Here is a 16515-nt window from a genome sequence, read left to right on the forward strand (position 1 = left end):
ACTTGAAAGGCCCTGTCCAGTCCCCTGGGCAGGGCCTTTTGCACTCTTCGCATCACCGCCCCCATTCCGCGGAATGGCGAATAACAGCCTGCGCGTACCCATGAAAATTGACAAACCCGGCGCCGGACAATAGCGAATTTCAATCGACAATAATCAAGCAACCAGTCCATGAAACTCAATTTTTTGCCATTTCGCCGTCCAAACCGCCCGACCCTGACGCCGCTCGCACTGAACGTCGTTGCTGCCACGTTCATCATGGCGGTTTACAACCACACCTTCTGGACCGTTGCCGCCGATGCGTATGACCATGCGCTGATACCGCAGCTTACCATCGGTCTGTCGGTATGGGCGCTTACCCTGCTTGTATTGACTGTGCTGGGTTTCCGGTGGCTGCAAAAGCCCGTCCTGGCATTTCTTCTGATCCTGTCTGCGGTCACCTCGTGGTACATGGATACGCTGGGCGTCTTCATCGACCGCAACATGATCCAGAATGCCGCGACAACAACGGTGAACGAGGCCAAGCACCTGATCACCCCCGCGTTCATTCGGCATGTCGCGCTTTTCGGCGTGCTTCCTGCGATTGGCGTCTACTGGGTGCGGCTGCGACAGCCGGGATTGTGGCGCAACGCCTGGACCACGGTTGCCACCGCCGTGGCCTGCGTCATGCTTTTTGCCGGGTTTTTTCTGGTCGATCTGAAGAGCAAGGCAACCGTGCTGCGCGAGCGTAAGGATCTGGCGGCCTCCATCCAGCCGCTTGCGCCAATGTCAGGGGCGCTGCGCTACGCAAAATTGATGCTTGTCACACGCCGTGTCACCGTGGCGGAAGTTGGCCGGGATGCCCGCAAGGGGCCGCTTCTGGCATCCGCGCAAAAACCGGTCGTGACCATTATCGTCGCCGGCGAAACCGCCCGCGCGCAGAACTTTGGCATCGATGGCTATAGCCGTGACACAACCCCGGAACTTGCGAAGCACGACATCATAAATTTTTCTGATACCGAAAGCTGCGGCACGGCCACCGCGACTTCCTTGCCGTGCATGTTCTCCCGCTTTGACCGGCGTGGATACTCCTTTCGAAACGGCATCAGCAACGAGAACCTGCTGGATGTGCTTTCACATGCCGGCTTCGATGTGGAATGGTGGGAAAACAACACCGGGGACAAGTCAATCGCGGATCGCGTCAAGACACGGCGCTTTACCGATCTGAAGGATCCGGAACATTGTCAGCAGGGCGAATGTATCGACTCGATCTTTCTCGATGCGCTTCGCGAAAGGGTGGCCACGATCGAGACCGATACCGTCCTCGTCCTGCACCAGATCGGCAGCCACGGTCCGGCATATTTCCTGCGTTACCCGCCCGAGATGGAACGCTTTGCGCCTGCTTGCAACACCGCGGAATTCGATGATTGCAAGGTTGAGCAGATAGTCAATGCCTACGACAACACCATCGCCTATACCGATTACATCCTCGCACGGGTGATGGATACTCTCGATGCGCAGGACAGCATCATTCCGGCACTGATCTATGTGTCGGATCATGGCGAATCTCTTGGTGAAAGCGGCCTCTTCCTGCACGGCGCACCATATTTCATGGCCCCCGAGGAGCAGACACATGTGCCCATGCTCATGTGGTTTTCCGAACGTTTCAAATCCACGCTGAGGGTAGATGACGGGTGTCTTCGAAACAGGGCGCAAGCGCCCGTGAGCCACGACAACCTGTTTCACACGGTGCTGGGCCTGCTCGACGTTCAAACCCGGGCGCGTCAGGTCGACCATGACCTGACCGCGGGGTGCCACAAGACAGCCGCACTGGGGCCGGGCGAATGACGCCGCGACCCAGACCGCCGCGCGTGCGCGGCGTGCGCCATTTCTTCGCCGCACTGGGCTATTCGCTGGCCGGCGCGCGGCGGCTTTGGCGCGAGACCGCGGTCCGCCACGAGGCCGCCGGCGGGGCCGCGATGCTGTTGGCGCTGCTGCTGCTGGGCGCGTCGGCGGCGCAACTGGTGGCCTTCGGCGCGCTATTCGCCGTTCTGGTCGCGGTCGAGGCGATCAACACCGCGATCGAGATCATCGCCGACCGGCTGTCGCCGGAGTGGTCGGAATTCGCCCGCGACGCCAAGGACCTGGGTTCTTTCGCGGCCGCGTGCATCATGGTCGCGCACGGGCTGCTGCTGGCGCTGGTGGCCTGGAAGGCGTTTTCCTGAGCGCGCCCCGCGGGCGGGCCGGGTATTGATCCGCGCGCGCAAAGGGCCTAACTGCCTGCCGCGCGGGGCCGCGCCACCCTGCCCGCGCGAATCGAAAGGCCGCCGCGATGATCCAGACACCCTGCTACCTGATCGACAAGGCGCGGATGCTGCCCAACATGGAGCGCATCGCCTGGCTGCGCGCGGCGTCGGGTGCGAAATCGCTGCTGGCGCTCAAGTGTTTCGCCACCTGGTCGGTGTTCGATTTCATGGCGCAGTACATGGACGGCACGACCTCGTCCTCGCTTTACGAGGCGCGGCTGGGGGCCGAGAAATTCGGCGGCGAGACGCACGCCTATTCGGTGGTCTGGGCCGATGACGAGATGGCGCCGGTCCTGGCGCTGTCCGACAAGGTGATCTTCAACACAAGCGGGCAACTGCAACGCTTCGCCGACATCTCGTCCGGGCACGCGCGCGGGCTGCGCGTCAATCCCGGCGTCAGCACCTCGGAGTTCGACCTGGCCGATCCGTCGCGCCCCTTCTCAAGGCTGGGCGAACACGACCCGGCGCAAATCGACCCGGTCACCGGCATGATCAGCGGGTTGATGTTCCACAACAACTGCGAGAATGCCGATTTCGACCGCTTCGACGCGATGCTGACCCATATCGAGGACCGTTTCGGGCACCTGATCGACCGCATGGAATGGATCAGCCTCGGCGGCGGCATCCACTTCACCGGCGAGGGCTATCCGCTGGAGCGGCTCGCCGAGCGGCTCAAGCGGTTCGCCGGCGAGCACGGCGTGCAGGTCTACCTCGAACCCGGCGAGGCGGCGATCACCAACTCCACCACGCTGGAGGTCACGGTGCTCGACACCATGTTCAACGGCCGCAACCTGGCCATCGTGGATGCGTCGATCGAGGCGCACATGCTCGATCTTCTGGTCTACCGCGAAACCGCGCGCGTGGGCGACGACAGCGGCGAACAGGAGTGGATGATCTGCGGCAAGTCCTGCCTGGCCGGCGACATCTTCGGCACCGCGCGCCTTGCCGCGCCGCTGCGCCCGGGCGACCGGCTATCGGTGCACGACGCGGGCGGTTACACCATGGTCAAGAAAAACTGGTTCAACGGCGTGAAAATGCCCGCGATCGCCGTGCGTGAACTGGACGGTACCACGCGCGTGGTGCGCGATTTCGGATACGACGATTTCGTCGCCGCGCTGTCGTGACCGGCGGCGCCGGGGTGCGCATCCATGACCCCACACAACGGAGGCTGACATGAAACGAAACGTGCTCATCATCGGCGCAGGCGGCGTGGCGCAGGTGAGCGCCCACAAATGCGCACAACACAACGACGAGCTGGGCGACATCCACATCGCCAGCCGCACGGTGGCGAAATGCGACGCCATCATCGACAGCATCCGCGACAAGGGCAGCATGAAGGTGGATGGCGTGCTGCGCGCCCACGCCATCGACGCCACCGACAGCGCCGCGGTCGCCGCGCTGATCCGGCAGACCGGGGCGCAGATCGTCATCAACGTGGGATCGGCCTTCGTCAACATGCATGTGCTCGACGCCTGCCTGGAAACCGGCGCGGCCTACATGGACACCGCCATTCACGAAGAGCCCGACAAGATCTGCGAAACCCCGCCGTGGTATGCCAACTACGAATGGAAACGCCGCGACGCTTGCGCCGAAAAGGGCGTCAGCGCGATCCTTGGCGTGGGCTTCGACCCCGGGGTGGTCAACGCCTATGCGCGGCTGGCGATCGACGAGCATCTCGACGACGTGCACAGCATCGACATCGTCGATATCAACGCCGGTTCGCACGGCAAGTATTTCGCTACCAATTTCGACCCCGAGATCAACTTCCGCGAATTCACCGGCACCGTCTACAGTTGGCAGAACGGCGCCTGGCAATCCAACAGCATGTTCGAGGTCGGCAAGACCTGGGATCTGCCCGTGGTCGGGCAGCAGCAGGCCTACATGACCGGACATGACGAGGTACATTCGCTGGCCACCAATTACCCGCAGGCCGACGTGCGGTTCTGGATGGGCTTCGGCGAGCGCTATATCACGGTGTTCAACGTGCTCAACAACCTCGGGCTCTTGTCCGAGCATCCCGTCACCACCGCCGAAGGGGTCGAGGTGGTGCCGCTCAAGGTGGTCAAGGCGGTGCTGCCGGACCCGTCGAGCCTGGCGCCCGACTACACCGGCAAGACCTGCATCGGCGACCTGGTGCGCGGGCTCAAGGACGGCGCCGAAACAGAGGTCTTCGTCTACAACGTGGCCGACCACGCCGACGCCTATGCCGAGGTCGGCAGCCAGGGCATTTCCTATACCGCCGGCGTGCCGCCGGTGGCCGCGGCGCGGCTGATCGCGCGCGGGGACTGGGACACCGGCGCGATGGTCAATGTCGAGGAACTGGACCCGAAACCGTTTCTGACCCTGCTCGACGACATGGGCCTGCCAACCCGGGTGCGCGATGCACGCGGCGACCGCCCCTGGAACGCCGACGCCTGAGCGTGCCGCACCGCCCCGGCATGAAAAGGCCCCGCCGGCGCATTGGCCGGCGGGGCCCTGCCCTCGCTGCGTGCCCGGCTCAGGCGACGGGCATGCGCCGCTCGGCCACCTCGGCCAGCCAACTGCACCCGGCCGGGATCGCCTGGTCGTTGAAGTTGTATTCGGGGTGGTGGACCATCGCCGTGTCGCCGTTGCCGATCAGGATATAGGCGCCGGGGCGTTCTTCCAGCATGAAGGCGAAATCCTCGCCGCCCATGACCAGCGGCGCGTCGGTGCAGGTGCCGCTGACGGTGCGGGCCACATCGGCGGCGAATTCGGTCTGTTCCTCGCTGTTGACCATCACCGGGTAACCGCGGTGGTAATCGACAGTGGCGCGCGCGCCGAAGGTGGCGGCGGTGCCCTCGCAGATGGCGCGCAGGCGCGTCTCGGCCAGGTCGCGCATCGCGGGGCTGAGCGTGCGCACGGTGCCGCGCAGGTGCACCCGCTGCGGGATCACGTTGAAGGCGGTCGAGGACGTCTCGAACGCGGTGACCGAGACGACGACCTGTTCCACCGGGTCGGCGTTGCGGCTGGCGATGGTTTGCAGCGCCAGAACCGTGTGGCTGGCCACCACGGTGCTGTCGATGGTCTCGTGCGGCTTGGCGGCGTGGCCGCCCTTGCCCTCGATCACGATGTCGAACTGGTCGGTCGCGGCAAAGAAGGCGCCGGCGCGGATGGCGAACTCGCCCACCGGCTTGCCGGGCCAGTTGTGCATGCCATAGACCTCCTGGATGCCCCAGCGTTTCATCAGGTCGTCGTCGCACATCGCCCGGGCCCCGGCGCCGCCTTCTTCGGCGGGCTGGAAGATCAACACCACGGTGCCGTCGAAATTGCGCGTCTCGGCAAGGTAGTGTGCCGCGCCCAGCAACATCGCGGTGTGCCCGTCATGGCCGCAGGCATGCATGGCGCCCGCGGTCTTGCTGGCATAGTCCAGCCCGGTCTGTTCGTGAATCGGCAGCGCATCCATGTCGGCGCGCAGCCCGATCACCTTGCCCGAGCCGCTCTCGCGGCCCCGGATCACGCCGACGACGCCGGTCTGGCCGATACCGGTCTCCACCTCGTCGCAGCCGAATTCGCGCAGCTTGTCGGCCACCACGCCGGCAGTACGGTGAACCTCGTAGAGGATCTCGGGATTCTCGTGGAAATCCCGCCGCCAGGCGGTGATCTCGTCATGCAGTTCGGCAAATCGGTTCTTGACCGGCATCGGCGTGCTCTCCTGTTTGTTCACACATTCGTCCTGCCGCAAGGTGGCGCAAAGCGCAGGGCGCGGCAAGAGGGCAACGCCATCCCCCGATCGCCGCCGCCGTGCTTCATCTTTCCCGAAATACTCCGGGGGAGTCGCCCGGAACGGGCGACGGGGGCAGCGCCCCCGCCCGGGCCGACAGCGATGGCGTCGCGCGGCGCCTAACCCGCGCGCAGCTTTTTCAGCAGCCCGCGCATGAAGTCGTGCCCGGCCTCGAACTGCGCGCGGGTGATGTACTCGTCGGGCTGATGCGCCTGCCCGATGTCACCGGGGCCGCAGACCACGGCGGAATATCCCGCGCGCTGGAACTGCCCCGCCTCGGTGCCGTAGCTGACGACATGGGCGGCGTTGTCGCCGGTTACACTGCGCACCAGCCGTTCGGCCGCGCCGTCGGGCTCGGGCTTCAGGCCGGGGACGTTGAACGTCTCGGTGATCTCGATATGCGCCTCGGGGCGGACGGTCTGCATGTCCGCCTCGATGCGGCGCACCTCGTCGAGGTAGCGATCGCGCCAGTCTTCGGGCTCCTCGCCCGGGACGACGCGAAAATCCATGCCGAAGCGGCACTCCTTGGCGGTGATGTTGTGGGCGGTGCCGCCGGTGATCGTGCCCACATGCAGCGTGGTCCAGGGCGGGTGGAACATCGCCGCCAGATCGCCCGGCGTGGCGGCCATGTTGCGGGCGTTCATGCGGTTGGCCCAGTCGATGAGCCGGGCGCCCTGCATGATCGCGTTGACGCCTTCGTGCATGATCGACGAATGCACCTCGAAGCCGACGACCCGGGTGTCGAACCCCCGCCCGCCCTTGTGGCCGGTCACCGCCTGCATCATCGACGGCTCGCCCACGATCACGGCGTCGGCGCGCGGCAGGCGTTCGTGCATTGCGGCGATCATAGGCGGCGCGCCGACGCAGCCGACCTCTTCGTCATAGCTCAGCGCCAGTTGCAGCGGGCGGTTGACGCCGGCGTGGTTGGCCTCGACCAGCGCCCAGATCGCCAGCGCGTCAAAGCCTTTCATGTCGACGCAGCCGCGGCCGAAATACTTGTCGTCGCGCTCGGTCACCGTGAACGGGTCCGACGCCCAGGGCTGCCCGTCCACCGGCACCACGTCGGTATGCCCCGACAGCACCACGCCGCCATCGGCCTCGGGCCCGACATGGGCAAACAGCGCCGCCTTCTGGTTGTCGGGGCTGTAGCGGCGGTGCGCAATGATGCCGTGCCCGGAAAGGTAATCGTCGACCCAGTCGACCAGGGGAAGGTTGCTGTCGCGGCTGACGGTGGGAAAGCTCACCAGCTTTTCCATCAGCTCGAACGGCGTCAGGCGCACGGGCATGTCGGGGCCTTTCTCAATATCCGCTGTCGGTGGTCAGCACATGATGCCCCGGCCCGACCTCTTCGTAGCGCGACGGCTCGGGCTCGTAATCCAGCGGGTGGATCGGCGACGGGATCGGCTTGAAATTCAGGTCTTTTTCGGTCTTGCGACGCGCCGGGTCGGCCACCGGGACCGCCTTCATCAACGCCTGCGTATAGGGGTGGCGGGGGTCTTCGAACACCGCGCGGCGGGGGCCCATCTCGACGATGCGGCCCAGGTACATCACCCCCACGTCGTGGCTGACACGTTCCACCACCGCCATGTCGTGGCTGATGAACAGGTAGGACAGCCCCAGGTCGGCCTGCAATTCCATCATCAGGTTGAGCACCTGCGCCTGCACGCTGACATCCAGCGCGCTGACCGATTCGTCGGCGACGATCAGCTTGGGATTGAGTGCCAGCGCCCGCGCGATCGCCACGCGCTGGCGCTGCCCGCCCGACAACTCGTGCGGGAACCGCCGCATGAAGGTGCGCGGCAGTTCCACCCGGTCGAACAGCATCTCGACACGCTTGGTCAGGTCCGCGCCCTTGTGCGAGGCGAAGTTCCACATCGGTTCGGCCACCTGGTCGGACAGTTGCATCTGCGGGTTGAGCGAGGCGAACGGGTCCTGGAACACCATCTGCATGTCGACCCGGGCGCGGCGCAGGTCGCTGGGCGCCAACGCCATCATGTCGCGCCCGCCAAGCTCGATCGCGCCGGACTGCGGTTCGACCAGCCGCAGGATCGAGCGCCCCGCGGTGGACTTGCCACAACCGGATTCACCCACCAGACTCAGCGTGCGGCCACGGTTTATTGTAAACGACACATCCTCGACCGCGTGTACCTTGGCCACCGTGCGCCGGAAAAAGCCGCCCTTGACCGCGAATCGGGTGGTCAGGTTGCGCACCTTCAGCAGCGGCTCGGTGGTGCCGGGGATGGGGCGCACGTCCTGGTCGGAGACGCCGAGCAGGCGCATCGGCTCGGGCAGGTCCTTGCCGTTCATCTCGCCCAGCTTGGGCACCGCCGCCAGCAGCGCCTTGGTATAGTCATGCTGCGGGTCCGCGAATATCTGCTCGACCGAACCTTCCTCGACCTTGTTGCCGCGGAACATCACCACCACGCGGTCGGCCATCTGCGCCACCACCGCCATGTCGTGGGTGATGAACATCACCGCGGTGCCGGTTTCGCGCTTGAGCCGGTCCATCAGCGCCAGGATCTCGGCCTGGATGGTCACGTCGAGCGCCGTCGTGGGTTCGTCGGCGATCAGCAGCCGCGGCCGGCATGCCATGGCCATGGCGATCACCACGCGCTGGCGCATGCCGCCCGACAGCTCGTGCGGGTATTGCTTGAGCCGCGCCTCGGGTTCGGGGATGCGTACCTCGCGCATCAATTCAAGCGCCCGCGCCCGGGCCTGCCGGCGGTCCATCCCGCGGTGCACGCGCAACCCTTCGGTCAACTGCCGGCCGATGGTGAACACCGGGTTGAGCGCCGTCATCGGCTCCTGGAAGATCATGCCGATCTCGTTGCCGCGGATGGTGCGCATCAGGCTCTGCGGGGTCTTGACCAGGTCGGTCTCGCCGCGGTCCTTGCGGTCGAACAGGATGCGCCCGCCGGCGATCTTTCCGCCGCCGAATTCGACCAGGCGCATCAGAGACAGGCTCGACACCGACTAGCCCGACCCGGATTCGCCCACGATGCAGACGGTCTCGCCCGGCTGAACGGAAAACGAGATGTCCTCGACCCCGACGACCTCGCCGTCCTTGGTCTGGAACTCGACCCGCAGGTTGCGGATGTCGACGATCGGCTGATCCAGCATCGAGACCACCTTGTTGAGGGAACCTGTTCGATATTCAAGCTACAGACAGCGCAGCGACACTGTCAAACCGGTTTAGCGGCACGGTCGGTTCCGAAACGCCCTTGCTTTTTCACCTCAGTTTGATTGTGATGAACCGGACCGCGGGGGATGGTCAGGGCCGGAACACCCGAATAACAGGGGCGGCCCTTTTCGTTTTCGTTTCTCGCGGGCCCCCTGATGCCGGGCGCCGCCCGGCATCGTGCAACAAGAGACACGCAAGATGTGTCCAACACGGAGGATGAAATGAAATTCAGATCCATACTTTTGGGTGCGGCGGCATCGCTGGCCCTGGCGCCCGCGGCAATGGCCGAACGCGCCAGCGACGGCGAAGTCAGAATCATCTACTGGCAGGCGCCGTCGATCCTGAACCCGTTCCTGTCGGGTGGCACCAAGGACGTGCAGGCATCAAGCCTGGTGATCGAGCCGCTGGCGCGCTTCGACGAGAAAGGCAAGATGGTGCCCTGGCTGGTCGAGGACATCCCCACCGTCGACAATGGCGGCGTCAGCGAGGATCTGACCTCGGTCACCTGGAAGATCCGCGATGACATCAAGTGGTCGGACGGTACGAAGTTCACCTCGGCCGACGTGAAATTCACCGCCGAATACTGCATGAACCCCGACATGGGCTGTGCGCAGGTGACCAAGTTCGAAGGCGTCGAAAAGGTCGAGGCCCCCGATCCGCAGACGGTGGTGGTGCATTTCGAAAAACCCACCCCGGTGCCCTACCTGCCCTTCGTGGGGGCGGAAAGCCCGATCATCCAGAAGGCCCAGTTCGAGGACTGCACCGGCGCAAGCGCGCCCGAATGCACGGACGAGAACTTCTACCCCGTCGGCACCGGCCCCTTCGCGGTGACCGATTTCCGGCCCAACGACGTGATCCAGTTGAAGGCCAACGAAAACTACCGTGACCCCGACAAGCCGGCCTTCGCCACGGTCACCTTCAAGGGCGGTGGTGACGCGGCCTCGGCCGGGCGCGCGGTGCTGGAGACAGGCGAATACGACTACGCCTGGAACCTTCAGTTGGCGCCCGACGTCATCCAGCAGATGGCCGAAGGCGGCAAAGGGGAGGCGATCAGCGGCTTCGGCACGCTGGTCGAGCGGATCATGGTGAACAACACCAACCCCGACCCCGCCCTGCCAGAAGGCGAGCGCGCGGTCGTCAAGCCGCACCCGATCTTCAAGGACACGGCGGTGCGCAAGGCACTGAGCCTGGCCATCGACCGGCCGCTTCTGGTCGAGATCGGCTACGGCCGGGCCGGCCGCGTGACCTGCAACCTGGTGCCCGCACCGGAGGCGTTCAACTCCGACACCTTCGACTGCTCCGAGCAGGACATGGAAGGCGCCAAGGCGCTGCTGGAAGAGGCCGGCTGGGTCGATAGCGACGGCGACGGTGTCCGCGAGAAGGACGGGCTGGAGCTGAGCCTGACCTACCAGACCTCGACCAACGCCGTGCGCCAGGACTTCCAGGCGCTGATCAAGCAGTGGTGGAGCGAGATCGGCGTCGAGACCGAGCTGCGCAACATCGACGCCAGCGTGTTCTTCGGTGGCGACCCGGGTAGCCCGGACACCTTCCAGCGGTTCTATGCCGACGTGGAGATGTACGCCAACCTGTTCCCCGGCACCGACCCGCAGGCGTATCTGGCCAACTACCTGTGCGACAAGGCCCCGCGCCCGGAAACGCAGTGGCAGGGCGAGAACGTCACCCGGTTCTGCGACCCGGAGTATGACGCGCTGCACGCCGAGCTGGCCAGCACCGCAGGTCTGGAGGCGCGCGCCGAGATCGCCAAGCAGCTCAACGACATGCTGGTCGAGGCCGGCACGATCATCCCGCTGGTGCACCGCGGGCGGCTGTCGGCCAAGTCCAACACGCTGGGCGGCGTTGTCCTCAACACCTGGGACAGCGAGCTGTGGAACGCGGCCGACTGGTACCGCAAGGACAGCTGATCGAGACCTGCCGCGCCCCGGCCACCTGTGACGGCCGGGGCGCGGCCCTTGCGTGCAGCGGGGCGCGACACACCCGCCCCGCCGTGCGCGGGCAATAAGCAAAAGGCCTGTCGATGCTCACCTACACGATCCGCCGGCTGATCCTGGCCATTCCCACGCTGCTGTTCATCAGCCTGATCATCTTCCTGCTGCTGGAACTGGCGCCGGGCGACCCGATGGCGCAGGTGCCGCTGACGGTGCCGCCGGAAGTCAAGCAGCAGATGCGCGAGGCACTGGGGCTGGGCGAGCCGACGCATATCCGCTTCGGCAAGTGGATGTGGCAGTTCCTGGTCGTCGAGCCGATGCATTTCGTCGATGGCATGTTGGGCACCGGGTTCGTCGAGGGCGAAAGCCGCGTGATCTCGTGGCAGACGCGCTCGCCGGTGATGGACATCGTCGCGCAGCGTATGCCGCAAACGCTGTGGGTGGTGGCGATGTCCTATGTCGTGGGCATCCTCATCGCCATGCCGATCGGCATCTATTCCGCCTACCGGCAGTATTCGGTGTTCGACCAGGTCGGCACCTTCGTGACCATGGTCGGCTACTCGGTGCCACCGTTCTTTTCCGGCGTGCTGGTGATTGTCATCTTCGCGGTGCAACTGGGCTGGCTGCCGTCGATCTACGACACCACGCTGGTGGTGGTCGACTGGGCCACCTTCAAGAAGCAGTTCATGCAGATGGTTCTGCCGGTGATGGTGCTGGCGCTGCAGACCACCGCGCAGATCAGCCGTTTCATGCGGGCCTCGATGCTGGACAACCTGCACCAGGACTATGTACGCACCGCCCGCGCCAAGGGGTTGAGCGAATGGTCGGTGGTGATGGTCCATGTCCTGCGCAACTCGATGATCCCGGTGGTCACCGTGATCGCGTTGGGGGTGCCCTACATTTTCGGCGGCGCCATCATTACCGAGCAGATATTCAAGGTGAACGGGCTGGGCCAGTTGCTGATCACATCGATCCAGGCCAACGACCTGCCGATGGTGCAGACGGTCACCTTCATGCTGGCGGTGCTGATCGTGCTGTTCAATATCATCGCCGACATTCTTTACGGCGTGCTCGACCCGAGGATCCGCTATGACTGAACTGATGATCGACCCCGAACCCGACACGCCGCCGCGCGGAAAGTGGAGCGATGTCTGGGACCAGTTCAAAAGCCACCGCGGCGCCCTGCTGGGCATGTTCATCTTTTCGGTGATCGTCCTGGGGGTGATCCTGGGCCCGTTCCTGTGGCCCTATGACGCCACCTTCATCGACATCCGCGCGCGCAACCAGGGGCCCAGCCTGGCCCATCCGATGGGAACCGACCAGTTGGGCCGCGATACGATGGCGCGGATGATGGCGGGGGGGCGAACCTCGATCGCGGTGGGGATGACGGCGATGCTGCTGGCGCTGGTGCTGGGCAGTTTCATCGGCCTCGTGGCGGGGTTCTTCAGGCGCATCGACGGGCCGCTGATGCGGCTGACCGACCTGTTCCTGGCACTGCCGCTGTTGCCGCTGCTGCTGGTCCTGGTGCTGCTGTTTCGCGAGCCGCTCAACGCCTCGTTCGGGCCCGAACTGGGGATTTTCATCCTCATCGTCGTCGCCATCGGCATCACCAGCTGGATGCCCACGGCGCGGATCGTGCGCGGCGATGTGCTGGCGCTGAAGGAACGCGAATTCGTGCTGGCGGCGCGGTCGATCGGGACGACGAATTTCCGCCTCATCACCCGCCATGTCCTGCCCAACGTAATGTCGCCGATCATGGTGTCGGCGACGCTGGGCATCGCCAACGCCATCATCACCGAAAGCGCGCTGTCGTTCCTGGGGCTGGGTTTCCCGCCCGACTTTCCCACCTGGGGGCGGTTGCTGTATGATGCCACCAACTACCTGCAGCAATACCCGGAACGGGTGATCTGGCCCGGTGCGGCGATATCGCTGACGGTGCTGTCGGTGAACTACCTCGGCGACGGGCTGCGCGACGCGCTGGACCCGCGCATTCGCGGGCGCTGAGCACAAAAAGAACGACCGATCCGGGGATTTCCCGCGCCCCGGAATACCGGGGCGCGCGGGGGCTGGCCGGGCCGAATACCTGGCCAACACCCACCCAGGAATCCAGAACATTTTCCCGCTTTGTGCTGCGCGAGACGCGGGGCGGCGGCTTGCTACGCCAGACGCCCTGCGCCACATGGAACAAAATTCCAACGCGACAGGAGCCAACGATGTTCGAAACTCTCGGCCTTCAATCCCTGACCGCCCCGCAGGCGGCCGTCTGGTTCGCGCTGGCCCTGGGGCTGGCTTTTGGCGTCATGGCGCAAATCACCCGGTTCTGCCTGCGCCGCGCGCTGGTGGGCGAAGATCGCCGCGCCGCGGGCGCGGTGTGGCTGACAGCACTGGCCGCGGCGCTGATCGGCACCCAGGTCGCCGTCGCCATGGGCTGGGTCGGGTTTTCCGGACACCGCTTCATGGCGGGCGAGTTGCCGGTGCTGGCCGTCGCGGTCGGCGGGCTGCTGTTCGGCGCCGGCATGGTGCTGACGCGGGGCTGCATATCGCGGCTGACGGTGCTGGGCGGCACGGGCAACCTGCGCGCGCTGATGGTGCTGCTGGTGTTCGCGGTGGCGGCGCACGCCGCGCTCAAGGGCGTTCTGGCGCCGTTGCGCACTAGCCTGGGCGCGGTGACGCTGCCGCTTGGCGATGCCGCCGCCCTGCCCGGCAATCCATGGCTGTGGGTGGCGCTGGTCGCGGTGGCCGCGGTGAGCGTGGCCTACCGGGCCGGGGCGGGCCGGGGCAAGCTGATACTGGCGGCGCTGATCGGCGCGCTGGTGCCGCTGGGGTGGGTCGGCACGGGCCTCGTTCTGTATGACGATTTCGACCCGATCGCGATGGAAAGCCTGTCTTTCACATCGCCGTCGGCTGACACGGTATTCTGGCTGCTTGCCTCGACATCGATCCCCGCCGGGTTCGGCACCGGGCTGATCGGCGGTGTTCTGGCCGGGGCGTTCCTGGCGGGGGCATTGCGCGGCGAATTCAAATGGCAGAGCTTTGACAGCCCGCGCCAGACGGGCCGCTACATGGCCGGCGCCATGCTGATGGGCGTGGGTGGCGTGCTGGCCGGGGGCTGCACCGTGGGCGCGGGCCTGTCCGGGGTGGCGACGCTGTCGGTCGCGGCGGTGCTGGCGCTGGCGGCGATGGCGGCGGGGGCGCTGGCGATGCGCGCGGCGCTCAGTGTATCCGGGCGCGGATCCGCCGGATCATCCACCACACCAGCAGCACAACCGGCAGAGTGAGCAGCGCCGTCAGTTCCCCCTTGGCCAGGCCGGCGAGCTTGGCCAAGGGACTGGCGGCGTAGACCGCCAGCGACACCCCGTAATAGCTGATCGCCACCACGCTGAGCCCCTCGACGGTGCGTTGCAGGCGCAGTTGCGCGTCGGCGCGGCGGTTCATGCTTTCCAGCAGTTTCTGGTTCTGAGCCGAGCGGGTGACATCGACCGAGGTGCGCAGCAGCTCGCCGGCGCGCATCGCCCGGTCGGCCATGGAATCAAGCCGCCGCTGCGTGGCCTTGACAGTGCGCATCGCCGGGTCATAGCGGCGCATCATGAATTCGTTGAAGGTCTGCCGGCCGCCGAAACGCTGCTCGCGCAGCACCGCGATGCGCTGGTGGACGATCGCCTCGTAGGCCGCGGTGGCCCCGAACCGGAAGGACGTGCGCGCGACCGTGTGTTCCAGCTCGGCCGAGATCTCCAGAAGCCCGTCCAACGTCTCGTCGGCCGGGTGGTCGCCATGGGTCATGCGATCCATCAGGTCGGCAAGGCGCGTGTCCAACTCGCCCATGCGCGGCGACATCTGCTTGACCTTGGCAAAGCCCAGCATCGACATGGTCTTGTAGGTCTCGACCTCGCATAGGCGCTGGACCACGCGGCCGACACGGCGCGCGCCGGTGCCCGGCGCCACGAACACCGCCACGCGCTGATGCCCGGCAGGGTCGATGCGAAAATCGGCCGCCACGACGGCGGCGTCATCCAGAACCCGGCTCATCGCCAGGCTTTCGGGCACCAGCCAGTCGCCGACCCGCGCCATCACCGTTTCCTCGTCCGCCATCGGCTCGACCCGCATCAGCACCGAGGTCATGCGTACCCCCGGCATCGCGGCCAGCCAATCCTCGGGGAAGACCTCGAACTCGGCCGGGTCGAAGGCACGTTCGCTCAACGTGTCGGAAAACACCGTGTAGGTGACGAACTCGGTATGGCTTTCCCATTTCAGCCGGTAGCGGCCGATGCGCCCGAAATAATGCGTGGCGCCGGGCTGCGGGTGCGGGGCGCCGTGCCGGTCCAGCAGCGCGCGCAGGTGGTCCATGTCGGCGCTGCGATCGCGGGCGGCGGCCTCTTCGGTGCGTTTGACGGCCAAGAACACGGCGCTGCAAGGCACCGTGAGCGACGGGAACGGCCGCGCATGCAGTTCGTTGGCCAGGTCATAGCGCAGCGGGTGGTCTTCGATGGGCGGCATGCAGAATTCCGATCCGGGCGGCGACAACAGTCCAACTGCTATAGCGCGACCGCACCGGGAAGGAAAGTAAAGTGTTTCGTTTCAGGGAGTTGCGGAACACCGTCGCATACCGAAAGTGCCCCGCGGCCAACGAAAGGGGGCGCCCCGGCGGGACGCCCCCAATGCGCAAGCGGCATGCGCCTCAGTCGATCTTGGTGAGCAACTCGTCGAGGCTCTTCTTGGCATCGCCATAGAACATCTGCGTATTGTCCTTGAAGAACAGCGGGTTCTCGATGCCGGAATACCCCGTGCCCTGGCCACGCTTGCACACGAAGACATGCTTGGCCTTCCACACCTCCAGCACCGGCATGCCGGCGATGGGGCTGTTGGGGTCGTCCTGGGCGGCCGGGTTGACGATGTCGTTCGAGCCGATGACGATCGCGACGTCGGTGTCGGGGAAATCGTCGTTGATCTCGTCCATTTCCATGACGATGTCGTAGGGCACCTTGGCCTCGGCCAGCAGCACGTTCATGTGCCCCGGCAGGCGCCCGGCCACGGGGTGGATGGCGAAACGCACCTTCTTGCCCTGCGCCCGCAGCCGCTTGGTCAGTTCAGAGACCGACTGCTGCGCCTGCGCCACGGCCATGCCGTAGCCGGGCACGATGACGACGCTGTCGGCCTCGTTGAGCGCGGTTGCGACGCCATCGGCGTCGATGGCGGTCATCTCGCCCTCGACCTCCATCTGCGGGCCCGTGGTGCCGCCGAAGCCGCCCAGGATCACGCTGATGAACGAGCGGTTCATCGCCTTGCACATGATGTAGCTCGGGATCGCGCCCGACGAGCCGACAAGCGCGCCGACCACGATCAGCAGGTCATTGCCGAGGCTGAAGC

Annotated in this window: 12 protein-coding genes and 1 pseudogene; 8 read left to right on the top strand and 5 right to left on the bottom strand. The window is 65.8% G+C overall.

Translation table 11 applies throughout. The features are described from left to right. Positions 1 to 168 precede the first annotated feature (168 nt). The 4 genes from Q0L89_RS05225 to Q0L89_RS05240 all read left to right on the top strand — a co-directional run bounded on the left by Q0L89_RS05225 (position 169) and on the right by Q0L89_RS05240 (position 4700). Positions 169 to 1824 (top strand): phosphoethanolamine transferase, encoded by a 1656-nt coding sequence (locus tag Q0L89_RS05225; protein WP_296763100.1) that lies wholly within the window; start codon positions 169 to 171, stop codon positions 1822 to 1824. 32 nt (positions 1825 to 1856) lie between these two features. Continuing rightward, complete coding sequence (locus Q0L89_RS05230) at positions 1857 to 2201, top strand: diacylglycerol kinase (RefSeq protein WP_296763101.1); 345 nt, start codon at positions 1857 to 1859, stop codon at positions 2199 to 2201. Positions 2202 to 2311: 110 nt separating this feature from the next. Continuing rightward, positions 2312 to 3406, top strand: a complete 1095-nt coding sequence (locus Q0L89_RS05235; RefSeq protein WP_296763113.1) for a carboxynorspermidine decarboxylase — start codon at positions 2312 to 2314, stop codon at positions 3404 to 3406. Positions 3407 to 3455: 49 nt separating this feature from the next. After that, complete coding sequence (locus tag Q0L89_RS05240; protein WP_296763103.1) at positions 3456 to 4700, top strand: saccharopine dehydrogenase family protein; 1245 nt, start codon at positions 3456 to 3458, stop codon at positions 4698 to 4700. A 79-nt stretch (positions 4701 to 4779) separates the two neighbouring features. On the opposite strand, the gene Q0L89_RS05245 is transcribed toward Q0L89_RS05240, so the two are convergent. The 3 genes and pseudogenes from Q0L89_RS05245 to Q0L89_RS05255 all read right to left on the bottom strand — a co-directional run bounded on the left by Q0L89_RS05245 (position 4780) and on the right by Q0L89_RS05255 (position 9144). Continuing rightward, positions 4780 to 5943 (bottom strand): M20 aminoacylase family protein, encoded by a 1164-nt coding sequence (locus tag Q0L89_RS05245; protein ID WP_296763104.1) that lies wholly within the window; start codon positions 5941 to 5943, stop codon positions 4780 to 4782. A gap of 200 nt (positions 5944 to 6143) precedes the next feature. Beyond that, positions 6144 to 7310: an acetylornithine deacetylase gene (gene argE, locus Q0L89_RS05250; RefSeq protein WP_296763105.1), complete on the bottom strand. Its 1167-nt coding sequence runs from the start codon at positions 7308 to 7310 to the stop codon at positions 6144 to 6146. A gap of 13 nt (positions 7311 to 7323) precedes the next feature. Next, positions 7324 to 9144 (bottom strand): annotated as a pseudogene (locus Q0L89_RS05255) (ABC transporter ATP-binding protein). 282 nt (positions 9145 to 9426) lie between these two features. Between Q0L89_RS05255 and Q0L89_RS05260 the strand changes: the two are divergent. The 4 genes from Q0L89_RS05260 to Q0L89_RS05275 all read left to right on the top strand — a co-directional run bounded on the left by Q0L89_RS05260 (position 9427) and on the right by Q0L89_RS05275 (position 14429). After that, complete coding sequence (locus Q0L89_RS05260) at positions 9427 to 11127, top strand: peptide ABC transporter substrate-binding protein (RefSeq protein ID WP_296763106.1); 1701 nt, start codon at positions 9427 to 9429, stop codon at positions 11125 to 11127. A 113-nt stretch (positions 11128 to 11240) separates the two neighbouring features. Next, complete coding sequence (locus Q0L89_RS05265) at positions 11241 to 12248, top strand: ABC transporter permease (protein ID WP_296763107.1); 1008 nt, start codon at positions 11241 to 11243, stop codon at positions 12246 to 12248. Further along, entirely contained in the window at positions 12241 to 13155 is a 915-nt protein-coding gene (locus Q0L89_RS05270) for an ABC transporter permease (RefSeq protein ID WP_296763108.1), read from the top strand. Before Q0L89_RS05265 ends, Q0L89_RS05270 begins: the two co-directional genes overlap by 8 nt. A 209-nt stretch (positions 13156 to 13364) precedes the next feature. After that, the gene (locus Q0L89_RS05275) at positions 13365 to 14429 is read left to right on the top strand and encodes a YeeE/YedE family protein (RefSeq protein WP_296763109.1); all 1065 of its coding nucleotides are present in this window, start codon (positions 13365 to 13367) and stop codon (positions 14427 to 14429) included. On the opposite strand, the gene Q0L89_RS05280 is transcribed toward Q0L89_RS05275, so the two are convergent. Then, on the bottom strand, positions 14365 to 15645 hold the full coding sequence (locus Q0L89_RS05280) for a DUF3422 family protein (RefSeq protein WP_296763110.1): 1281 nt from the start codon (positions 15643 to 15645) through the stop codon (positions 14365 to 14367). The genes Q0L89_RS05275 and Q0L89_RS05280 overlap by 65 nt on opposite strands. A 181-nt stretch (positions 15646 to 15826) precedes the next feature. Further along, on the bottom strand, positions 15827 to 16515 hold a 689-nt coding region (locus tag Q0L89_RS05285), incomplete at its 5' end, for an NAD(P)(+) transhydrogenase (Re/Si-specific) subunit beta (protein ID WP_296763111.1).

Source organism: Sediminimonas sp., assembly GCF_024637375.1.
GTDB lineage: Bacteria > Pseudomonadota > Alphaproteobacteria > Rhodobacterales > Rhodobacteraceae > Sediminimonas.